Source organism: Brevundimonas sp. GW456-12-10-14-LB3, assembly GCF_059424365.1.
Genome location: NZ_JBWKZJ010000007.1, coordinates 1 through 21,544 on the forward strand (window position 1 = coordinate 1; position 21,544 = coordinate 21,544).

A 21,544-nucleotide genomic window follows, 5' to 3' on the forward strand; every position below is an offset into this window, starting at 1 on the left:
GAGGGGGAGGCGGCGGCAGGGGTTCAGGCTCCCCGTAGATCGGCGGGTGTTCGACATAGGGCGTCGGCGCCGGAACGGACTCTTCCTCCCTGTAATAGCCGCCCGCCTCATAGGCCTGCTCTTCATAGGCGCGCTCTTCATAGGCGCGCTCTTCGTAGACGTGCGCCTCATAGGCGTCTCGGCGGCTCAGGTCGCGCCGATCCTCGTAGCGCATCTCGCGGTCGTGACCGGGATACGGCGGGCGGCAGCCGCAGTCGATCGGCGGGTGAGGCCGATAGGGGCGCCAGCCGATATAGTCGCGACCGAAGCCATAGACCGGATAGCCGACAGGGGCGCTGACGGGCGCAGGCCCCACGAAGACCACCGCCGGGGCGGACGCATAGCTCCCGCCGACGGCGCCGCCCTCGGCATAGCCGCCGCCGACATAAACGACCCCGCCCCCGCCTCCGCCGTGACGGCTGAAGCTGGACGACTGGGAATAGGCGCGGGCGTTGATCGCCGAATAGGCCGAAGCCCCGGCGTAGGCCGAGGCGTTGGCCCCCGCATTCGCATTCACGTTCACATTGACGTTGCTGTTGTGGCCGCCGCCGTAATGACCGCCGCCGGGGTGTCCGCCCTGATGCCCGCCGCCGCAGCCTCCACAGCCGCCGCCGTGAGCGCCGGAAGGACCGCCCGCCAGAGCGGGTGCGGCGGAAAGCAGGAGGACCGCAGACGCGGCGGCGATGATGGGCTGTGTCATTGCGGGACAGACTCCTTGACTTGAGTCTTGTCTCGGCAATTGTCGCGCCGTCGGCGCCCGTCAGAAATCGACGGCCAGACCCTTTTTCTCCCAATCGCCGTAGCGGGTCGGTTCAGGCCCCGTCGGACCGCCGTATTCGGTTTCGGCCGCCGCGCCCTCCTCGGCCATGCGGCGTTCGGCCGCCTCCAGCAGGGCACGGCGGGCGACCGTGCTCAGCGGTCTTTCGGGCGTGGCGTGGGGGACGTCCTGGTTGAAGGCGGGGGTTTCCCCATCCTCCGCCGCAGCTTCGGCCGGATCGGGGGTGGGATGTTCGGTCACAGGTCGGCTCCCTTGAGGACGGCGGCTCATGGCCTCAAATAGTCGATCAAAGCCGCGACGCCACAAAAAGCCGCCGACGGTCCCGGAACGACGATGAACCATCTGAAGACCTTCATTCTTCTGGCCGCCCTCACCGCCCTTTTCGCGGGGCTCGGCTATCTGATCGGCGGCGCGACCGGCATGGCGATCGCCCTGGTCTTCGCCGGCGGCATGAATCTGTTCAGCTATTGGAACGCCGACAAGATCGTCATGAAGATGTACCGGGCCCAGCCGGTCGATGAGCAGCATCCCAATGCGGTGGTCCGCAACTATGTCGCCGACGTGCGCCAGATGGCGCGCGACGCCGGCCTGCCCCAGCCCCAGGTCGCCATCATCCCCAGCGACCAGCCCAACGCCTTCGCCACCGGCCGGAACCCTGAACGCGCCGCCGTCTGCGCCACCACCGGTCTTCTGGACATGCTGACCCGCGACGAGGTGCGCGGCGTGATGGCGCACGAGCTGGCCCATGTGAAGAACCGCGACACCCTGATCATGACGGTGACGGCCACCATCGCCGGGGCCATCGCCGCCCTGGCCAATTTCGCCCTGTTCTTCCAGGGCGGCGACGACCGCGAGCGGCCCGGCGGCCTTATCGGAACCCTGGCCCTGATGATCCTGGCGCCCATGGCGGCCGGCCTGGTGCAGATGGCGATCTCGCGCAGCCGCGAATATGAGGCCGATCGCGTCGGGGCGGAGATCGCCAATGACCCTCACGCCCTGGCCTCCGCCCTGCAGAAGATCGAGGCCTACGCCAAGCGGATCCACAATCCGACGGCCGAGCGCAATCCCGCCTCCGGACAGCTGTTCATCATCAACCCCCTGGCCGGGCGCGGGGCGGACAATCTGTTCTCGACCCACCCGGCGACCGGAAATCGCGTTCGGGCTCTGGTGGAACTGGGCGCGAAGATGGGGATGCGGCCGCGCCAGGCGGCACCCGCGTCCGCCCCGGCGGTTCCGATCTCGGCGGTCCCCGCGACGCATCGGCGCCTGACGACAGGCGTGCCCGCCACGCCGGCCGAACCGCGCGGTCCCTGGGGTTGAGCGTCGCGCCGGGCCTTTTGGATTTGCACTTCAGTCGAGGATTCCGTCAGATAGCAGACGAGAGCATGCTCTCGCTTCGATCTGGAGCCTGATTCACCGTTTCAGCGGAACCGCGAAGCGGTTCCTCCTCAACGGATCAGGCTCTAAGCCAATCAGGGGGTCCTATGTCGCGTCTGCTCGCCTTCGTTTCCGCCGCCGCTCTTCTGGCCACGCCGGTCGCGGCCCAGTCCGTCAACCGGACCACCGTCAACGGCATCATCGACCAGGGGCTGAACCACAGCCAGGTGATGCAGACGGCCGCCTATTTGACGGATCGGATCGGCGGGCGAATGACCAATTCGCCGCAGATGCGCGAGGCGGAACGCTGGACCCAACAGCAGTTCCGCGACTGGGGCCTGTCGAACGTCCGGGCCGAAGGGTTCGAGTTCGGGCGGGGCTGGTCCATCGTCCGCTCCAGCGCCCGCATGACGGCCCCGCGGCCGCTGGACCTGAGGGCCATTCCGGTGGCCTGGACGCCTTCGACCAACGGGGTGATCAGCGGCGGCGTCATCGTGGCGCCGATCTCCAAGGTCGAGGATTTCGACAAATGGCGGGGCAAGCTGTCGGGCAAGATCGTCATGCTGTCCCAGCCCGGCACGGGGTCCGAACCGACCGAGCCGGCCTTCAAACGCTGGACCAGCGCCGAGCTGGCCGAGCGCAACACCTATGTCCAACCCCAGTATTCGCCCGCTGCGATCGAGCGTCAGCTGAAGACGGCCGATTTCGCGGCGCGGCTCGACGCCTTCCTGGTCGAACAGGGCGCCCTGGCCTGGGTGAGGATTTCCCAGCGGGACGGCGGCCTGCTGCACGGCACGGGCTATACCTATCAGGTCGGCGCGACGCCCAAGCTGGCGGGCATGGAGCTGGCGGCTGAGGACTATCGTCGTCTGGCCCGACTGGCCCTGACCGATACGCCGCCCACGCTGGAACTGATGAGCGAGGTCCAGTTCCATGACGAGGACGTCAACGCCTACAACATCCTGGCCGACATCCCCGGCAGCGGGGGAACCAGCGAATACGTCATGGCGGGCGCCCATCTGGACAGCTGGGTCGCTTCGGACGGAGCGGTGGACAACGCCGCCGGCAGCGCAGTGGTCATGGAGGCCGCACGCATCCTTAAGACCCTGAACGTGAGGCCCAAACGCACCATCCGTTTCGCCCTATGGAGCGGCGAGGAACAGGGCATCCTGGGCTCTTTGGCCTATGTCGACAGGCATCTGGCCACTCGCGCGCCCTCGAACGATCCAGCGTTGGCGAACCTGCCGAACAACCGAACCTGGCGCAGCCGCTGGCCGATCGAGCCGCGCGAAGGCTATCGGGATCTGGTCGCCTATTTCAACCTGGACAACGGCTCGGGCAAGATTCGGGGCATCAACGCCGAGGGCAATGTGGCCGCAGTCCCGATCTTCCAGGAATGGCTTGCGCCCTTCGCCAGCATGGGGGCGACCACCGTGTCCCTGCGCCCTTCGGGCGGCACCGACCACGTCTATATGCAGACGGTCGGCGTGCCGGGGTATCAGTTCATTCAGGATCCGCTCGACTATTCCAGCCGCCTGCACCACACCAGTATCGACAGCTATGACCACCTGAAGCCGGAGGACATGCGTCAGGCGGCGATTATCCTGGCCAGCTTCCTGCTGAACGCGGCCAACCGCGACGAGCCCCTGCCGCGCATGCCCCTGCCGACCGAGCCGACGCCGACCGATCCCTTCGAATATCCGGCGGACTGAAGTTGGACTCCCTCTCCCGGCGGGAGAGGGCTTGAGCACACGGCGGCGGAGCCGTCGTCTTTGTGCGATCCGAAGGGCGGCGCGAAGCAGCCGAAGGGTGAGGGTTCGGTGGGTGCGACTTGGCGCACCGCCTGTCCCTCATCCGTCCGCTTCGCGGCCACCTTCTCCCAAAGGGAGAAGGAAGTTTCAGGTCACCCCCGCTCCACGCACATCGCCACGCCCATTCCCCCGCCGATGCACAGGGTGGCGAGGCCCTTCTTCGCGCCGGACCGCTTCATCTCGAACAGAAGCGTGGTCAGGATGCGCGCGCCCGAGGCGCCGATGGGGTGGCCGATGGCGATGGCGCCGCCGTTGACGTTGACCTTGGCCGGGTCGAGGCCCAGCTCCTTGACCACGCACAGGCTCTGGGCGGCGAAGGCCTCGTTGGATTCGATCAGGTCCAAATCCGCGACCGTCCAACCCGCCTTTTCCAGCGCCTTCTTCGAGGCGGGGATCGGCCCCGTGCCCATGATCGACGGATCGACCCCGGCGGTGGCGGAGGCGGCGATGCGGGCCAGGGGCTCAAGCCCGCGCGCCTTCGCCTCTTCGGCGCTCATCAGCACCAGGGCGGCGGCGCCGTCGTTCAGGCCCGAGGCGTTGGCGGCGGTGACGCTGCCCTCCTTGGCGAAGGCCGGACGCAGCTTCTGCATCAGCTCCAGGGTGGCGCCGTGGCGGATGTATTCGTCCTGGTCCACGACCACGTCGCCCTTTTTGCCGGGGATGACCACCGGGGCGATCTCCTCGGCGAATCTGCCGGCCTTCTGCGCCGCCTCGGCCTTGTGCTGGCTGGCCAGGGCGAACTCGTCCTGGGCCTCGCGGGTGATGCCCCATTTGTCGGCGATGTTCTCGGCGGTCTGGCCCATGTGATAGCCGTTGAAGGCGTCCCACAGCCCGTCCTTGATCATGGTGTCGATCAGGGCGACGTCGCCCATCTTGTGGCCCGTGCGCAGCTGCTGGGCGTGGGGCGCCTGGCTCATGCTCTCCTGGCCGCCGGCGACCACGATCCCGGCGTCGCCCAGGGCGATCTGTTGGGCGGCGACGGCGACGGCCCGCAGGCCGGAACCGCAGATCTGGTTCAGGCTCCAGGCCGGGGCGGACTGGCGCACGCCGGCGCCGACCGCCGCCTGACGCGCCGGGCCCTGGCCGGCCGCAGCCTGAAGCACATGGCCCAGGATCACCTCGTCCACCTCATCACCCGCGACCCCGGCCCGCTCCAGCGCCGCCTTGATGGCGATCTCGCCCAGCTTGGAGGCGGGCAAGGACGACAGGGCGCCGAGGAACGACCCGACGGGGGTGCGGGCGGCGGAGACGATGACGACCTCGGTCATGGGATTTCACTCTCTGCGGAATTATCGAGTGGCTCTTTTGCCGCATATGGGCGGCTTCGTCACCTGTCGGAGCAAACACCGCCTCGGATTCAGTCCTTCGTCATCCTGACGGCGCATTGTGTCGGAACGATAGGGACGATCTTGGATTTGATTGGCCATGCTGGGAACGCTGAAACGCCTTGTCACCCATGTCTGCACGCCGGACGAGCTGGACATGATCGAGCACTATCAGACCCGCGCCGAAAGGCTGGCGGACCTCTGGGTCCATGCCGTGGGTCTGATGCTGGCGGCCGTCGGCGGGGTCGTTCTGGCGGGCTTGGCAGGGGTCTATACGGGGGTCGGAGGCGTTCTGGCCACGGCCATCTACGCCCTGTGCCTGATCGGCATGCTGACCGCCTCGACCCTGTATAACTGGACCAACCCGTGCGCGGCCCGTCCGGTGCTGCGCCGCCTGGATGAGGCGGCCATCTTCCTGATGATCGCCGGCAGCTACACCCCCTTCACCACCCAGAGGTTCGAAGGCCTCTGGTCGATCGGCTTCACCGCCCTGATCTGGACCCTGGCCTTCGTGGGCGCCGGGGTGAAGCTGTTCGCGCCGCGCATTTCGGACCGGTTCTGGAGCGCGGTCTATGTCGTTTTCGGCTGGCTGGCCGTCGCGGCTCTGAAGCCGATGGTGGAGACGGTCCACCCCGTCGCCCTGGCCCTGCTGGTTCTGGGCGGGTTGATCTATACGGCGGGGGTGCTGGTCTTCATCAGCCCGAAGGTGCCGTTCCGCCGCGCCATCTGGCACGGGTTCGTCGTCACCGGGGCGACGGTGCATTGGACCGCCGTCCTGGTCGGCGTCGTCCTGGCTCCGGCCATGAGCCACTGAGGCCTTGCGGCGCGCTTGGGATCAGCCTCTAGCGCTTCGCGCCGCAACGGACGATAGTGGCGCGTTGCAAAATCGCGAGAACAAGCGTGGCTGACGAAAACATCAAGGGCGGAAAGATTGGCGAAGGCGATCAGGTCGTCATCAAGAAGTATGCGAACCGGCGTCTCTACAATACGCGCAGCAGCACCTATGTGACCTTGGACGACCTTGCCGCCATGGTGCGCGAGGGGACCGAGTTCGTCGTCTATGACGCCAAGACCAACGACGACCTGACGCGCCAGATCCTGACGCAGATCATCTTCGAAGAGGAAAGCCGGGGCGAGGCCCTGCTGCCGGTCCAGTTCCTGCGTCAGCTGATCGGCTTCTACGGCGGCTCGATGCAGGGCGTTCTGCCCTCCTATCTGGAAATGTCCCTGACCAACTTCAGCCGTCAGCAGGAGCAGTTCGCCAGTCAGATGAGCCGGGCCTTCGGCGCCGGCGCCGGCGCGACCCTGATCGAGGAGGCGGCCAAGACCAATATGGCCGTGTTCGAACGGGCGATGCAGATGTTCCCCGGCTTCGGCTATGGCCGAAGCGAGCCGGCCGCCCCGCCGGCGGCGGAAACCAAGGCGGCCGCAGACAGCGACGCCCTGGAGGAGATGCGCCGCCAGATGGACGAAATGCGCGCCCAGATCGACCGTCTCGCCGAGTCCAAGCCGAAATGACCGATCGGATCCAGGCGGTCAGCGGACCTGAGCGCGTGGATCGCCGCGAAGGTGAAAGGCGCGAGCGCGAACGGCGCGCTCAGCAGGCGGCGGCCAAGGCCCTGGTCCCGGCGCCGCTGACCGAGGCTGAGGCCGAGGCTGCAACGGGGTCCTCGGCAAGACCTGCCGTCCATACGGCCGGCGAACCCGGCGCGGCGGCCTTTGTGGCCCAGCAGATGGGCCAGAAGGGGCAAAGGCGCGGCCTGAAGGGCGGTCCTCCGGTTCTGAACGCCGCGCGCGCCGCCTATTTGGGGGCTGAGTATTCGGGCGAGGCCGAGCGACGGCCGCCGGTCGGGCGCGCGTCCAAGACCGACGTCTGATCGGGCGTTAGGCGTCGGGCGGCACGGAACTTGCTGAAGGCGTATCGAAACGCCTCCGCCAGGACACGCCATGCCCGCCGCCCTCAGCCTCGCCGCCAAGGTCTTCGACGTCGCCGTCGTGGCGCTGATCTTCACCGCCTTTTCCTAAATCGTCTTTTCGCCGCCCCGCGCACCGGCCGTCAGTTGGCTAGGTCGAAATCCTTGCGCGACGCGATGATGGTCACGATGAAGCCGGCCAGCACGTCCAGCAGGATCATCACCACGATCAGAAAGAAGGTCGAGGTGGCGAAGCCGCGGATCAGCAGGAATTCGACCAGGACGATGATGAACAGCACCATCGACAGGGCGTGATTGACGATGGCCACCCTCTGGCTTGACGTCGACTTGACCAGTTCGAAGAACAGCAGGATCAGGCCGACGAACAGGATCAGGTCGCCCGAGCCGACGTTCCACTGCGCGCCGGACGCCATGGGGATGGAGAACAGCGGATCGCGCAGCAGGGCGTCGGCCTGGCTCATGCCGCCGTTTCCGTCGGCGCCGAACAGCACGACGATATTGTAGAGGATCACCGGGATCAGCAGCAGGGGTATGGCGATCAGCATGGCGGCTCCTCTCCCCGGCGCAACGGCTGCGCTTCCTTAAGCCTGATTAACCCTATTGCGAGCGTTCGTCACGCGCGGGGAAAGCCGCCGGCGCGACTGAGGGCGGACGGCGCCGGGCGCCCCAGGGCCGCACCGATCCAGCACGCCGTCTCGATCAGGGCGTCCAGATCATAGCCGGTCTGAAAACCCGCGCGCTCCAGCATATAGACCAGATCTTCGGTGGCGATGTTTCCGGTGGCGCCGGGCGCGAAGGGACAGCCGCCTATGCCCCCGACCGAGGCGTCCAGCACGTCCACCCCCGCCTCCACCCCGGCATAGGCGTTCGCCAGCCCCGTGTTGCGCGTGTCGTGGAAGTGCAGGCGAAGGCGCGCCTCCGGCGCCGCCCGGCGGGCGGCCTCGACCTTGCGCGTCACCGCCCAGGGATCTCCGGCGCCGATGGTGTCGGCCAGGGCGATTTCACCGACGCCCAAGGCGCCGATCGCCCCCACAAGGTCGCCGACCTGCTGAACCGAGACTTCTCCGTCAAACGGACAGCCCCAGACGCATGACAGGGTCGCCGACAGAGAGGGGACAACGTCGGACGTCTGGCTGTTGTGACGGCGGGCGACGATCTCGCCCAGCATAGCCAGCTGGTCCTTGACGACCAGGCCCTGGTTCTTCAGGCCGAAGCCGTCGGTGGCGGAAAGCGAGACATTGACCTCGTCCACGGCCGTGGTCAGGGCGCGATCATAGCCTCGGCCGTTCAGCACCAGACCGATGCGGCTGCGTCCGGCTTCGTGAGGCAGGGCCGCCATCACCGTTTCCGCCCCGGCCATCTGCGGCACATATTTAGGATGGACGAAGGAGACGGCCTCGATCCGCCGGGCTCCGGCCGCCTCCAGCCGCCGCACCAGCTCGGCGCGGACGGCGGGGTCCAGCACGGCCTTTTCGTTTTGAAGCCCGTCACGGGGCCCGACCTCGACGATCTGGATGAAGCGGCTCATCGCGTCGCCGCCGTCGCGGGGGCGGCTTGCGTCGCAGGCTCCGCCGTGCGGGGCGGAGGCGCATAGACGGTCAGGCTCACCTCGTCTCCGGCGGAATAGTTGTAGCCCCGCACCACCCCGACCGCCCGGCCCGCCACACCCAGCCGCCCGGCGGCGGCGCGGAAGGCGTCGGCGTCGCGTCCCTCGACGATGGCCGGCCGTCCTTCGGCCAGGGCGTCGGCCGCGCCTTGGGCGTCGGTCAGATCCGTGTCCCGACCGGTCAGGAAGACGAAGCTGGGCTCATGGAAGCCGGTGATGGCGACCGGTCCGGGGGTGCGGCCCTGGCGAGGATGCAGGTCCGCCGCCTCAAGGGTTTTCTCCAGTCTCGGTGCGATGGCCAGGGGGCGCAGTTGGCGGATGGTGCCCGACAAGGCGGCGTGGGCCACGATTCCAAAGGCCAGGGACGCGACCAGCGCCGCCACCGGCGCCCGGTTCAACAGCAGGAAGCCGCCGACAGCCGCCGCCGCCAGGGTCGATCCGACCGTCAGAGCCGCCCAGGTCTGGGCCGTCGAGGTGCCGTAGACGGTCAAGCCATAGACGGTGATGCCGCAGATCAGGACGGCGGCGAATACCGCCAGGGCCGCGCCGGTGATCCGCGAGACCTTGCCGATCGGCCGGGCCAGGGCGGCGGCGGCCAACAGGGCCAGGGCGCCGAAGGTCGGCAGGGTGTAGTGCCACAGCTTGGTCGGGGCCAGTTCGAACATCAGCCAGCCGGGAACCAGCCAGCAGACCAGGAAGCGGATGGCCGGCTCGGCCCGACGGGACCAGCCGGTCGCGACCGCGGCCGGCAGCAGCAGGGTCGAGGGGAAGAACAGCAGGGGCGCGAGAAGCACATACATTCCCGGGAAGCCGGAATGGCTTTCATGGGCCCCGGCGATCTTGGGCGCCAGGTCGCCGCCGATGGCTTCGCGCCAGAAGCCCCCGTCGGTGGCGATGGTGATGGCGATCGCCCAGGGGCCGACCATCAGGGCCACCAGCGGCAGGCCCCAGCCCCAGCCCAGCCGGCCCAGCCAGCGGACGTCGCGGTCCCAGATCGACAGGGCCAGGATCGCCAGGGCCACGACCAGAAGGCCGATCGGCCCCTTGATCAGGATCGACAGCCCCAGGCCCAGCCAGAACAGAAGCTTGTGGGGCCGGATCGGTCGTTCCCCGGCTCGGGTCGCCATATAGATTCGCGCCAGGGCGGCCATGGCCAGGGTGGTGGCGCCGCACAGCATGGCGTCCGTCTTGGCGATCCCGGCCTCGGTGGACAGAAGGAAGGTCGCCCCCATGATCGCGCCGCCGAAGAAGCCGACGCGCGCGCCCAGCAGGGCCGAACCCGCCCAGGCGACAGCCCAGGCGGCCAGCATGGCCCCCAGGAGAGAGGGGATCCGATAGGGGGCGATCTCGCGATCCTCGGGGTCCGAGGTCAGGGCGACGGCGGCGGCCTGCAGCCAATAGATGCCGACCGGCTTCTTCCAGCGCGGCTCGTCCTGGAAGCGGATGTCCACATAGTCGCCGCTCTCCAGCATCTGGACGGTGGCCTGGGCGAAGCGGCTTTCGTCCCGATCCAGCGGCGGCAGGAGCAGCAGGCCCGGCAGGCCGGCGACCAGCGTCAACAGGGCCGCCAGCAGGGGGCCTCTCCAGCCGGCGATGCGGCGATCCAGATCGAAGCTCTTCATGAGAGACTCCTTACACGGGGACCGGGCCGGCGTCAGCCGTCTCCCCTAAGCCGTCGATCTCGTCTATGGAGCGGCATGACCGCCCAAATCGCTCCTGACGCGCCCCAGATCTCCGTCGTGGTTCCCGTTCACGACGAGGCCGGCGCCGCCGTGCCCCTGGCGCGTGAAATCGCGGCCGCCTTCGCCGGCCGGTCCTATGAAATGATCTTCGTCGACGACGCCTCCAGGGACGCGACCTTGGCCGAGCTGAAGGCGGCCATGGCCGAACTGCCGACCTTGCGGGTTCTGGCCCACGGAACCAATGCGGGCCAGAGCCGGGCGGTGCGCACCGGGGTGCTGGCGGCGCGGGGATCGGTGGTGGTGACGATGGACGGCGACGGTCAGAACCCGCCGGCCGATGCGCCCCGGCTGGTGGACGCCCTGCTTGCGGCCCCCGCAGACGTCGGTCTGATCGGCGGGCGACGGGCCAAGCGCCAGGACAGCGCCGCCAAACGCCAAGCCTCGGTCTGGGCGAACCGCATCCGTCGTCGACTGCTGGGCGACGACGCCGACGACACCGGCTGCGGGCTGAAGGCCTTTCGCCGCGACGTCTTCCTGCGGCTTCCCTATTTCGATCACATCCACCGCTATCTGCCGGCCCTGATGATCCGCGAGGGTTACCGAAACCAGTATCTGGACGTCGATCACCGCCACCGCGAAACCGGCCGGTCGAAATACACCAACTGGGGCCGGCTGAAGGTCGCCTTCGCCGATCTCTTGGGCGTCATGTGGCTGAAGAGCCGGTCGCGCCGGCCGGGGGCGATCTCCGAATTCTGAGCGCGATAATCCAGACGCTCACAGAACGGGCGCGACAATAGAAAAGGGCGGGACCTCGCGGTCCCGCCCTTCTGCATTTCAGCGTCGGAAGGCTTGGACTTAGAAGTCCATGCCACCCATGCCGCCCATGCCGCCCATGTCAGGAGCGGCGGCGCCGCCCGACTTCTTGGGGGCGTCGGCGACGGCGGCTTCCGTGGTGATCAGGATGCCGGCCACCGAAGCGGCGTCTTGCAGGGCCGTGCGGACGACCTTGGCGGGGTCGATGACGCCCATCTTGACCAGGTCGCCGTACTCTTCCGTCTGGGCGTTGAAGCCGAAGGAGGCGTCGTTGTTCTCCAGCACCTTGCCGACCACGATCGAGCCTTCGACGCCGGCGTTTTCGGCGATCTGACGGATCGGGGCCTGCAGGGCGCGACGGATGATGGCGATGCCGGCGTTCTGGTCGGCGTTGTCGCCCTTGACGTCGGCCAGGATCTTGGAGGCCTTCAACAGGGCGATGCCGCCGCCGGGAACGATGCCTTCGTCAGCCGCAGCGCGGGTGGCGTTCAGGGCGTCGTCGACGCGGTCCTTCTTTTCCTTCACTTCGACTTCGGTCGAGCCGCCGACGCGGAGAACCGCGACGCCGCCGGCCAGCTTGGCCAGACGTTCCTGCAGCTTTTCCTTGTCGTAGTCGGAGGTGGTGTCTTCGATCTGGCGCTTGATCTGGGCCACGCGGGCTTCGATGTCGGCCTTCTCACCCACGCCTTCGACGATGGTGGTGTCGTCCTTGGTGATCGAGACCTTCTTGGCCTTGCCGAGCATGTCGAGCGTGACGCTCTCCAGCTTGATGCCCAGGTCTTCCGAGATGACTTGGCCGCCCGTCAGGATGGCGATGTCTTCCAGCATGGCCTTGCGGCGGTCGCCGAAGCCCGGCGCCTTGACGGCGGCGACGCGCAGGCCGCCGCGCAGCTTGTTGACCACCAGGGTGGCCAGGGCTTCGCCTTCGATGTCCTCGGCGATGATCAGCAGCGGACGGCCCGACTGCACCACGGCTTCCAGGATCGGCAGCATGGCCTGCAGCGAGGTCAGCTTCTTCTCGAACAGCAGGATCAGCGGCTCTTCGAGAACGGCCTCCATCTTGTCGGCGTTGGTGATGAAGTAGGGGCTCAGATAGCCGCGGTCGAACTGCATGCCTTCGACGACGTCGACGGTGGTGTCGGCGGTCTTGGCTTCTTCGACGGTGATCACGCCTTCATTGCCGACCTTGGCCATGGCCTGGGCGATCAGCTCGCCGATTTCGGAGTCGCCGTTGGCCGAAATGGTGCCGACCTGGGCGATTTCCGAGTTGTTGGAGACGGGCTTGGAGTTGGTCTTGACCTCTTCCAGGACCAGGCCGACGGCCTTGTCGATGCCGCGCTTCAGATCCATCGGGTTCATGCCGGCGGCGACGGCCTTCAGGCCCTCTTGCACGATGGCTTGAGCCAGAACGGTCGCGGTGGTGGTGCCGTCGCCCGCCTTGTCGTTCGTCTTCGAAGCGACTTCGCGGATCATCTGGGCGCCCATGTTCTCGAAGGCGTCTTCCAGCTCGATTTCCTTGGCGACCGAGACGCCGTCCTTGGTGGAGCGCGGGGCGCCGAAGGACTTCTGGATCACGACGTTGCGGCCCTTCGGACCCAGGGTCACCTTGACGGCGTTGGCGAGGACGTTGACGCCGCGCAGCATCTTGTCGCGCGCGTCGGTGTTGAACTGTACGATTTTAGCGGCCATGCGGGCAGCTCCTTTGGTGTGAGTGGCGAGTGGTTAGTGGCGAGTGGCGAGGGATCTAAGATTGGGGCGACGGCGGCGGTTTCATCCGGAAACCTGCTCGCCACTCGCCACTGATCACTCGCCACTGAGGGCTGAGCCTTAGCTCAGCACTCCAAGCACGTCCGACTCTTTCATGATGATCAGGTCTTCGCCGTCGATCTTCACTTCCGTGCCCGACCACTTGCCGAACAGGATGCGGTCGCCGGCCTTCAGCTCCAGGGCGTTAACCTTGCCAGAGTCGTCGCGGGCGCCGGGGCCGACGGCGACGACTTCGCCTTCCTGAGGCTTTTCCTTGGCGGTGTCGGGGATGATGATCCCGCCCTTGGTCTTGGATTCTTCTTCAACGCGCTTGACCAGCACGCGGTCGCCGAGCGGACGAAACGCCATCGGTTGTCTCCCTTGATCCCCCGAATGGGGCGATTTGAACAATGGGTCAGCCTCTCCGCGACCGCCGTTTTAGCAGCCGACCACGGAGAGTGCTAACGCGAGCGGGAGTTAGTCAGAGGGCGGCGGGGCGTCAAGCGCCGCCGCGTGTGAAACTTCCGCGACGGATGAACGCGCGATGAACCACGGCCTCCGAACCCGTTCAAACGGCGCGCGCTAAAACCACCTCAACGCTCGCGATCCCCGGAAGACGCGAGGCGATTCAGAGGAGACGGACCATGTCCAAGCTGTTGAAAATCACCGCCGCCGTTGTCGTCCCCGCCGCCGCCCTGGCCTTGACCGCCGCCCCGGCTTCGGCCCAGTCGCGTGACCGCGACGACACCGCCCGCAACGCCCTGATCGGCGCCGCCGTCGGCGGACTGGCGGGCGCCGTCTACGGCAATGGCGACGGAACCTATATTGCGGGCGGCGCCTTGGCCGGCGCGGCCCTGGGCGCGGTCGCCTCGTCCAACCGCGGGTCGGACTGCGGCTATTATCGCGGCGGCCGCTGCTACCGGAACCAGGGCCACTGGGAGCGCGAACACGGCATCAACAGCCGCGATCCGCGCTGGGAGCAGCGCCGCGACTATCGCGACTATCGCCGCGACCAACGTTACGACCGTCGCGATGACCGGCGCGACTACCGCTACGATCGCCGCTGGTAGGCGACAGGCCTGAATGAAGAAGGGGCGCCGATCGAGGCGCCCCTTTTGTCATGCCGCGTCCCGACGCGGCCCCCAATGCGGGAAAGGGTCCTCCAGCCTGGCCCAGCCCCTGGGTCCGCGTTCCATCTCGAACCGGGTCAAGAGGGCGGCGTCGAACATAAAGGTCAGCAGATCGCGGTTCATGTCCTTGCCGATCAGGACGATCTCCTGACGCCGGTCGCCGTAGGGCTGACGCCAGACGGCCTCGATCGCCTTCAGCCATTCGGGATTGTCGTCGGGCCAGCGCTCGCGCGGCGCCGAGGCCCACCACAGTCCGCCCCATTCATGTTCGGTCACCGCCCCGGCCTGGCTCCAGGAACCGACATAGTCCATCCGGCTGGCCAGCCAGAAGAAGCCCTTGGAGCGCCAGACGCCGGGCCATTCGCGCTTCAGCAGCTCGTAGAAGCGCCGGGGATGAAAGGGTCTGCGCGCCCTGTAGACGAAGGTCGAGACGCCGTATTCCTCAGTCTCGGGCGTGACCTCGCCGCGCAGGGCCTGGGACCAGCCGGCGGCCTGTTCCGCCCGCTCCATGTCGAACAGGCCCGTGCCGACGACCTGATCCAGGGGCACGGCGCCGCGCACCGCCTGAATGATGCGGGCGCGCGGATTGAACTGGGCCATCATGGCCTTCAGCGTCCCGAGCTGCGTTTCCTCCAGCAGGTCGCACTTGTTCAACACGATGACGTCGGCGAACTCGATCTGGTCGATCAGCAGATTGGCGACCGTGCGCTCGTCGTCCTCGCCGAGATGCTCGCCGCGGGTCTTCAGCCGGTCGGTGGAGGGATAGTCGCGGTGGAAGTTGAAGGCGTCCACCACGGTCACCATGGTGTCGATCCGGGCCAGGTCCGACAGGCTGAACCCGTCCTCGTCGCGGAAGTCGAAGGTGGCGGCGACCGGCATGGGTTCGGAGATTCCGGTCGATTCGATCAGCAGACAGTCGAACCGACCCTCGCGCGCCAGCTTGCCGACCTCGATCAGCAGATCCTCGCGCAGGGTGCAGCAGATACAGCCGTTGGACATCTCCACCAGCCGTTCCTCGGTCCGCGACAGGTCCGCCCCGCCCCCGTCGCGCACCAGGGCGGCGTCAATGTTCACCTCGCTCATGTCATTGACGATCACCGCGACCCGCAGCCCGTCGCGGTTCGCCAGGACGTGGTTCAGCAGGGTCGTCTTGCCGGCTCCGAGGAAGCCGGACAGGACGGTGACGGGCAGGGTCTTGAACTCGGACATGACGGCGCTCCACGGCTGCTGCGCCGAGCTTGACCACAGCCCGGCGACTGTGAGAGTTACGTTATATTATAACATGCACAGTCAGCAAGGTTTTCCATGGCGGTCGGCGCAGTCGTCCAGGGGCAGGCGCCCACGGTCTTCACCACCCTGTTCGAGCCGCAGGTGCGGATGGCGATCTGGTCGCGGCCCAGTCCCATGCCGCCGGACGCCTTGCCCCCGCCGGACTTCACCGCCGACTGCGACGGGCGCTGGATCGCCCTATCGGGCGCGGCGCCCGAGTGGTTTCTCCAGGACATCGAACGATTGGCGGAGATTGTGGCGACGGTCAGCGGATGCGAGGCCTGGCGGGCGCGGTGCGAGACCGTGACCCGCCGCGCCTGCCCGCGGTTTCATCAGGACGCCGTGCCGGTGCGCCTGATCGTCGCCTATGAGGGGCCGGGGCCGGAATGGGCCTTCGCCGGCGAGATCGGCGAGGATCTGGACGGACGCAAGATCGGCACGCGTCGTCGGGTCCGCACCCTTCACCCTGGCGACGTCGCCGTCATGAAGGGCACGGCGCCGGGCTGGGAGGCCTGGCCGGACTTGCCGGTGGTCCTGCACCGCTCGCCGCCGGCCGGGAGACGCGCCCCCCGGCGCGTCTTGACGATCGACGCCGCGCCGGCGTGAGCGTCAGCCCATCAACCGCGTCATCAGGCCGGCGGTCGAAGGGTCCAGATCGGCGGAGGGGCCGCCGGCGTGGACGTCCTTCAGGATCGCCTTGGCCAGGACCTTGCCCAGCTCCACGCCCCATTGGTCGAAGCTGTTGATGTCCCAGATCACGCCCTCGACGAAGGTCTTGTGCTCATAGAGGGCCAGAAGGGCGCCCAGGGTCTGGGGCGTCAGACGGTCCATCAGTATGGCGGTCGAGGGGCGGTTTCCGGTGAAGGTCCGGTGGGTCGCCAAACGGGTCGCCTCTTCTTCCGACAGGCCCTGGGCCAGGCCTTCCGCCTTGGCGGCTTCGGTGGTCTTGCCCAGCATCAGGGCCTGACCCTGGGCCAGGGCGTTTGACCAGAGGGGGGATTCCGGCGCGTCTCCGTGGGTCTTGGCCACGATGACGAACTCGGCCGGGACGATCTTGGGGCCCTGGTGGATCTGTTGGAAGAAGGCGTGCTGGCCGTTGGTGCCGGGCTCGCCGAAGACGACGGGGCAGGTCTGGCGCGTCACGGGCGCGCCGTCGCGATGCACCCGCTTGCCGTTCGACTCCATCTCCAGCTGCTGCAGGAAAGACGGCAGGCGGCGCAGGGCGTGGGCATAGGGGGCCACCGTGCGGTCCGGCCGGTTCAGGCCGTCAACGTTGAAGACCTGGGCCAGGGCCAGAAGGATCGGGGCGTTCCGCTCCAGCGGGGCCGAGACGAAGTGATCGTCCATGGCCGCCGCCCCGGCCAGCATGGCCTCGAACACGTCCCAGCCCAGGGCGATGGCGCACGACAGGCTGACCGCCGACCACAGCGAATAGCGTCCGCCGACCCAGTCCCTGAACGCGAAGGTGCGGCCGCAGCCGAAGGCCGCCGCCTTGTCCGGCGCCGCCGTCACCCCGATGAAGTGTTTCGTCATGCCTTCGACCGGCAGGGCGGCCGCCAGCCAGGCCTTGGCCGCCTCGGCGTTGGCCAGGGTTTCCTGGGTGGTGAAGGTCTTGGACACCACCACGACCAGGGTGGTCTCGGGATCGAGCCCCGTCAGGGCCTCGGCCATGTCGCGGGGGTCGATGTTGGCGACGAAACGCAGGTCGATGGACGGCTCCAGCGGCCGCAGGGCGTCCCACACCACGCGCGGACCCAGGTCCGAGCCGCCGATGCCGACATGGACGATGGCTTTGAACCGTTTGCCCGTCGCCCCCGCCTCGGCGCCCGCGCGCACGGCTTCGGCATAGGTCTTCATGTCGGCGCGCACCGCGTCCACCTCGGCCGAGACCGGCTCGCCCAGGGCCTTGAAGTCGGCGCCGGCCGGGGCCCGCAGGGCCGGATGCAGCACGGCCCGGCCCTCGGTCAGGTTGACGGCCTCGCCGGCGAACAGGGCGGCGCGACGGCCCTCGACGTCGCAGGCGTGGGCCAGGTCCAGACAGGCCTCGAAGGCGTCCCGGGTCCAGCTCTGTTTCGACAGATCCAGATAGAGACCCGCCGCCTCGACCGACATCCGCGCCAGCCGGTCCGGATCGGCGGCGAACTGGTCCACGATACGGGCTTTGCCCGCCGTTGCGGCGGCGGCGTCGAAGGCGGTCCAGGCGTCGTTGCGGGTCATCAGTCGTCCTCGGGAGGAGAAATCTTGGGAAGACAAGGAAGGTAAACACTCGTTTACGGGTCGAGCGTATGCCGGTTCAACGTCCTAGCCGACGCTGAAACAGGAAGTCACCCATGTCCTGCGGCCTTGCTCTCACGATCGCCCTGACCCTGTCCAATCCCGCCGTGGCCCTGGCGGCTGATCAGCCCGCTGCGGCCGCCGGCGCCCCCGTGTCCGTGGCGGCCGAGCCCCTGTTCGCCGACATCGTGGCCCGGTCCGGGAGGCTGAAGGCGATGGTGGACGGCTGGGCGGCGTCAAAGGCTGCGGACGACGCTGGTTTCTTCACCAGCCAGGCCTTCACCGGCTTCAAGGCCCAGGCGGACGAACTGGCGGCCCTGGACCTGCAGGGCCATCTGATTCTGAAGGAACGGGGCACCGACGGCGATCTGAAATGCATCCTGCGCGGCATCTCCGAGGACATGCCGAAAAAGGTTGAGGCGGTTCAGGCCGCCGCTACCCCCGCAGAGCGCGCTACGGCCCTGTCGGAACTGTCTTATTTGCTGAACGACAATGTCGAAGTGATCACCGCCCCGCCTCAGCCTGAGGTCTAGTCGTTTTGACGGGGCGGAGCGCCTCGAGGACCAGGCCTTCAGTCAACAGTTGCGGCAGAACGCGGGGCTCGCCGCCTTCCGCCGGATACAGCAGATACAGGGGCACGCCCGAGCGGCCGTGACGCTCCAGTTCACGGCTGATGGCGTCGTCGCGGCGGGTCCAGTCGCCGACCAGATAGAGGGTGTTCGACGCCTTCATGGCCTCGGCGACGCGGGGCGAGGACAGGGCGGCGCGCTCATTGATCTTGCAGGTGACGCACCAGTCGGCGGTGAAGTTGACCAGGACGGGACGGCCTGCGGCCTGGGCGGCGCGGACGGCCTCGGCCGACCAGTGGGCGGCTGTGAGGGAACCGGTCTCGGCCGCCGCCGCGGACGGCGGCCGGGTGGCGGCCAGACCGGCGAAACCGACGGCGAAGAGCAGGGCCAGGGTGGCGGCGACGGCGCTGACCACGGCGGTCCCGCCCTGGGCCCGGCGCGCCTGGTTCATGCCGGACAGCCACAGACCGAAGGCCAGCATCAGGCCCGCAGCGAGGACCAGGGCCAAGGCGTCGGGTCCCGTCTGGCGCGAAAAGACCCAGACCAGCCACAGGGCCGCGCCGTACATGGGGAAGGCCAGCAGGGCCTTCAGCCGCTCCATCCACGGCCCCGGCCGGGGGAAGCGTCGCAACAGGCCGGGCGACAGGCTGATCGCCACATAGGGCAGGGCCAGGCCCAGGCCCAGCATCAGGAAGATCGCCAGGGCCGCCGGCCAGGGCGCCAGCAGGGCTGCGCCGAGGGCGGCGGCCATGAAGGGGGCGGTGCAGGGGGCGGCGACGACCACGGCCAGCACCCCGGTGAAGAAGGCCCCCACGCCGCCGGGCAGCCGCGACAGGGGACTGGCGCCGGCCCCCTGCAGCCCTGCCCCGACATGGAAGACGCCCGACAGGTTCAGACCGACGCCCAGCATCAGCAGGGCCAGGCCCGCGATCACCGCCGGCGACTGAAGCTGGAAGCCCCAGCCTATGGCCTCGCCGCCCGCGCGCAGGATCAGCAGGGCGCCCGCCAGGACCAGGAAGCTGGACAGGACCCCGGCCAGGAACATCAGGCCGTCGCGCCGCGCCTCGCCGGCCTGATGGGCCGAGACGGCCAGGGCGGCGGCCTTCATCGCCAGTATGGGGAAGACGCAGGGCATCAGGTTCAGGATCAGTCCGCCGACGAAGGCGAACAGGATCGACTGCAGGATCAAGCCCGCGCCGGCCCCTTCGGCGGGGGGGGCGGCCTCGCCGCTGAGGGCCGCGCCGCCGGCCGTTCCGGGCAGGGGGGGACCGGGCTGGGCCGTGATCTCCCAGGCGCCGGCGTCGGTGGCCAGGACGCCGGACACCGGCCGGGTCAGGCCCTGAGCCTTCAGATCGGCCCCGGGAGTCAGGGTCAGGCTCAGCCCCCGGGGGCCGGCCTGGCCCGACTGGGCCGCCGCATGGTCGATCACGCCGCCGTCATAGGGATAGAAATAGGCCTGGGTCACGCCCGGCGCGCGGCCCATGATCTCCGCCAGCGGTCCGCCCGCCGCCGACAGGGTCAGGACGCCGTTCTCGAGCGCGGCGCGCGCCTCGATCCCCGCAGGGCGTGGCGCGGCCTCGAGCACGGCCTGGAGCGCCCGGCCGTGATCCGGGTCCAGCGGCGGCGCCCCCTCCCGGATCGGCAGGTCCAGCCTCAGGCTCATCTGCACCGGCACGCACATCTGGTCGCTGCACACCAGAAGCAGGGCGTCGGCGACCAGGGGCAGGGTGGTGCCGGGTCGGGCCGAGGCCGGGATCTCGATCGGCACGGGCAGATAGACCTCGCCCGAATAGCCGTAGTTGACCAGGCTCATCAGCCGCTGGCGGGTCGGCAGGGGCCAGACGATGTCGCCGGCCTCGACCCCCGGCGGAAGGCGCCAGTTCAGGGTGGTGGGGCCCCCGGAATCGCCGGGGTTGCGCCAATAGGTGTGCCACCCCTCGGCGATCTGCTGTCGCACCGCCACCACGGCGGTGGAACCCGGCGCCGCCCAGCGCGTCAGAGGAATGAGTTCCGCCCGGATGTTCTCCTCGCCCTGAGCGCCCGTCTCGACGGGGGCTTGGCTTCGGACCTGGGCCAGGGCCGGAGAGGCCAGGCCCAGCAGCAGGCCCAGGTTCAAGACCAGCAGCAGGCGCACCCCGACTCTGGAGCCGTCGCGGAGCCGGCCGGCCTTGAACAGGATGGAGAAAAGAAGGCGCATGATCGGCCTTTTAGGCCGGGAGACCGCCCCTGTCAGGGCGCCTTTACGGGATCAGCGAGGATGGGCGTCGATCGCCACCTCGGTGCGGCGGCGCAACGGCTCGGCAGCGCCCTCGGTCGTGACTGCGCCGACGTCCCCGGCGGCGGCCACGTCGAAGACGGGGGCGGGCAGGCCGGCGGTGTTCAAGGCCTGGGCCACGGACCGCGCCCTCTGTTGAGAGAGGCTGAGGTTGGCCGCAGACCCGCCCGTGGCGTCCGCGAGGCCCAGCACTTGGACCCGCCGAACGTCGCAGGTCTTCAGCACATTCGCCGCCGCCGTGATCGCCTGATCGGCCGCAGGCGTAAGCCGAGCCTCGCCTTCACGGAAATAGATGTCGAACCGCACCGGCGCGCACGGAGATTCCCCCGTCACGATTGCGTCTCGCGAAGGCGCGGTGGCGCAGGCCGACACGGCCGCAGCCAAACCCAATGCCGAAATCGTCAGATATCTCATACCGTCCCCCTCGGTTGTGCGTCTGCAGACGCAAAAAGGGCGGCCCGTCGCCGACGAGCCGCCCGGTTGAACGGACGCGAACCGTCTCACGTCCGTTCAGAAACCCTGAAGCTCAATAGCGCCGTTGGCCATTGTCCCAGTAGCATTCGTCCTGGCGGTTGTCGTAGCAGTAGTAGTAGCGACCTTGGCTGTCGCGATAACGCTGCTGGTTGTTGCGGTCCGCCTGAGAGCCGCGCACCGCGCCGGCCGCACCGCCCAGGGCGCCGCCGATCAGGGCGCCGGTGGCCGCATTGCCGCCGCCGACATTGTTGCCGATGACCGCGCCCGCCACGGCGCCGAGGCCCGCGCCGATGGCGCCCTGGCGCACCGTCTGGTTGGTGCCGCCGTAAGGATCGCTGGCGCAGGCTGAAGCCAGAAGACCGGCGCCGGCTATGGCGATGATGGCCTTGTTCATGGTGAATTCCTTTATCCTGGGTTCGCCCCGAATACGAGAACGCTGGAC

At 68.4% G+C, this 21,544-nt stretch carries 22 protein-coding genes; 9 read left to right on the forward strand and 13 right to left on the reverse strand.

The window, feature by feature from the left end:
* The coding region (locus AC07XS_RS04675) for a hypothetical protein (protein ID WP_494732653.1) at positions 1-739 on the reverse strand (739 nt) is incomplete at its 3' end.
* 60 nt (positions 740-799) lie between these two features.
* Positions 800-1,057, reverse strand: coding sequence for a DUF1674 domain-containing protein (locus tag AC07XS_RS04680; RefSeq protein ID WP_054764382.1), 258 nt, complete (start codon positions 1,055-1,057; stop codon positions 800-802).
* Positions 1,058-1,150: 93 nt separating this feature from the next.
* Between AC07XS_RS04680 and htpX the strand changes: the two genes are divergently transcribed.
* Entirely contained in the window at positions 1,151-2,137 is a 987-nt protein-coding gene (gene htpX / locus AC07XS_RS04685; RefSeq protein ID WP_182713781.1) for a zinc metalloprotease HtpX, read from the forward strand.
* Between the two features lie 164 nt (positions 2,138-2,301).
* The gene (locus tag AC07XS_RS04690) at positions 2,302-3,906 is read left to right on the forward strand and encodes a M20/M25/M40 family metallo-hydrolase (protein ID WP_054764380.1); all 1,605 of its coding nucleotides are present in this window, start codon (positions 2,302-2,304) and stop codon (positions 3,904-3,906) included.
* A gap of 191 nt (positions 3,907-4,097) precedes the next feature.
* Here AC07XS_RS04690 and AC07XS_RS04695 read toward each other — a convergent pair whose 3' ends face one another.
* Positions 4,098-5,273 (reverse strand): acetyl-CoA C-acetyltransferase, encoded by a 1,176-nt coding sequence (locus tag AC07XS_RS04695; protein WP_182713780.1) that lies wholly within the window; start codon positions 5,271-5,273, stop codon positions 4,098-4,100.
* Between the two features lie 157 nt (positions 5,274-5,430).
* On the opposite strand from AC07XS_RS04695, the gene trhA reads away from it, so the two are divergent.
* From trhA to AC07XS_RS04710, 3 genes are all read left to right on the forward strand, one after another.
* Positions 5,431-6,144: a PAQR family membrane homeostasis protein TrhA gene (gene trhA / locus AC07XS_RS04700; protein WP_054764378.1), complete on the forward strand. Its 714-nt coding sequence runs from the start codon at positions 5,431-5,433 to the stop codon at positions 6,142-6,144.
* A gap of 86 nt (positions 6,145-6,230) precedes the next feature.
* A complete protein-coding gene (phaR, locus tag AC07XS_RS04705; protein WP_182713779.1) occupies positions 6,231-6,848 on the forward strand; it encodes a polyhydroxyalkanoate synthesis repressor PhaR in 618 nt (205 codons plus the stop codon).
* Positions 6,845-7,207, forward strand: coding sequence for a hypothetical protein (locus AC07XS_RS04710; RefSeq protein ID WP_054764376.1), 363 nt, complete (start codon positions 6,845-6,847; stop codon positions 7,205-7,207). Before phaR ends, AC07XS_RS04710 begins: the two co-directional genes overlap by 4 nt.
* A gap of 179 nt (positions 7,208-7,386) precedes the next feature.
* Here AC07XS_RS04710 and AC07XS_RS04715 read toward each other — a convergent pair whose 3' ends face one another.
* The 3 genes from AC07XS_RS04715 to AC07XS_RS04725 form a co-directional block, all read right to left on the reverse strand.
* On the reverse strand, positions 7,387-7,809 hold the full coding sequence (locus AC07XS_RS04715; protein ID WP_182713778.1) for a hypothetical protein: 423 nt from the start codon (positions 7,807-7,809) through the stop codon (positions 7,387-7,389).
* A 68-nt stretch (positions 7,810-7,877) separates the two neighbouring features.
* Positions 7,878-8,792, reverse strand: a complete 915-nt coding sequence (locus AC07XS_RS04720) for a hydroxymethylglutaryl-CoA lyase (protein ID WP_182713777.1) — start codon at positions 8,790-8,792, stop codon at positions 7,878-7,880.
* A complete protein-coding gene (locus AC07XS_RS04725; protein ID WP_182713776.1) occupies positions 8,789-10,492 on the reverse strand; it encodes an ArnT family glycosyltransferase in 1,704 nt (567 codons plus the stop codon). The genes AC07XS_RS04720 and AC07XS_RS04725 overlap by 4 nt, the downstream gene beginning before the upstream one ends.
* Positions 10,493-10,567: 75 nt before the next feature.
* On the opposite strand from AC07XS_RS04725, the gene AC07XS_RS04730 reads away from it, so the two are divergent.
* Positions 10,568-11,308 carry a glycosyltransferase family 2 protein gene (locus tag AC07XS_RS04730; RefSeq protein WP_054764372.1) on the forward strand — a complete coding sequence of 247 codons (741 nt, stop codon included), beginning with the start codon at positions 10,568-10,570 and terminating at the stop codon, positions 11,306-11,308.
* Positions 11,309-11,407: 99 nt separating this feature from the next.
* Here the strand turns inward: AC07XS_RS04730 and groL are convergent, their stop codons facing one another.
* Together groL and groES are read right to left on the reverse strand one after the other, a co-directional pair.
* Complete coding sequence (gene groL, locus AC07XS_RS04735; RefSeq protein WP_054764371.1) at positions 11,408-13,054, reverse strand: chaperonin GroEL; 1,647 nt, start codon at positions 13,052-13,054, stop codon at positions 11,408-11,410.
* Between the two features lie 138 nt (positions 13,055-13,192).
* On the reverse strand, positions 13,193-13,480 hold the full coding sequence (gene groES, locus AC07XS_RS04740; RefSeq protein WP_054764370.1) for a co-chaperone GroES: 288 nt from the start codon (positions 13,478-13,480) through the stop codon (positions 13,193-13,195).
* A 275-nt stretch (positions 13,481-13,755) separates the two neighbouring features.
* On the opposite strand from groES, the gene AC07XS_RS04745 reads away from it, so the two are divergent.
* Positions 13,756-14,181, forward strand: coding sequence for a YMGG-like glycine zipper-containing protein (locus AC07XS_RS04745; RefSeq protein ID WP_182713775.1), 426 nt, complete (start codon positions 13,756-13,758; stop codon positions 14,179-14,181).
* 48 nt (positions 14,182-14,229) lie between these two features.
* Here the strand turns inward: AC07XS_RS04745 and zigA are convergent, their stop codons facing one another.
* On the reverse strand, positions 14,230-15,450 hold the full coding sequence (gene zigA / locus AC07XS_RS04750) for a zinc metallochaperone GTPase ZigA (protein WP_182713774.1): 1,221 nt from the start codon (positions 15,448-15,450) through the stop codon (positions 14,230-14,232).
* 96 nt (positions 15,451-15,546) lie between these two features.
* On the opposite strand from zigA, the gene AC07XS_RS04755 reads away from it, so the two are divergent.
* Positions 15,547-16,116: a DUF1826 domain-containing protein gene (locus AC07XS_RS04755; RefSeq protein WP_182713773.1), complete on the forward strand. Its 570-nt coding sequence runs from the start codon at positions 15,547-15,549 to the stop codon at positions 16,114-16,116.
* 3 nt (positions 16,117-16,119) lie between these two features.
* On the opposite strand, the gene pgi is transcribed toward AC07XS_RS04755, so the two are convergent.
* Complete coding sequence (gene pgi, locus AC07XS_RS04760; protein WP_182713772.1) at positions 16,120-17,727, reverse strand: glucose-6-phosphate isomerase; 1,608 nt, start codon at positions 17,725-17,727, stop codon at positions 16,120-16,122.
* A gap of 113 nt (positions 17,728-17,840) precedes the next feature.
* On the opposite strand from pgi, the gene AC07XS_RS04765 reads away from it, so the two are divergent.
* Complete coding sequence (locus AC07XS_RS04765; RefSeq protein WP_182713771.1) at positions 17,841-18,317, forward strand: hypothetical protein; 477 nt, start codon at positions 17,841-17,843, stop codon at positions 18,315-18,317.
* Here the strand turns inward: AC07XS_RS04765 and AC07XS_RS04770 are convergent.
* The 3 genes from AC07XS_RS04770 to AC07XS_RS04780 form a co-directional block, all read right to left on the reverse strand.
* Complete coding sequence (locus tag AC07XS_RS04770; protein ID WP_182713770.1) at positions 18,289-20,550, reverse strand: thioredoxin family protein; 2,262 nt, start codon at positions 20,548-20,550, stop codon at positions 18,289-18,291. The genes AC07XS_RS04765 and AC07XS_RS04770 overlap by 29 nt on opposite strands.
* 51 nt (positions 20,551-20,601) lie before the next feature.
* Positions 20,602-21,042, reverse strand: coding sequence for an OmpA family protein (locus AC07XS_RS04775; protein ID WP_054764363.1), 441 nt, complete (start codon positions 21,040-21,042; stop codon positions 20,602-20,604).
* Positions 21,043-21,154: 112 nt separating this feature from the next.
* Positions 21,155-21,496, reverse strand: coding sequence for a YMGG-like glycine zipper-containing protein (locus AC07XS_RS04780; RefSeq protein ID WP_054764362.1), 342 nt, complete (start codon positions 21,494-21,496; stop codon positions 21,155-21,157).
* Positions 21,497-21,544 lie beyond the last annotated feature (48 nt).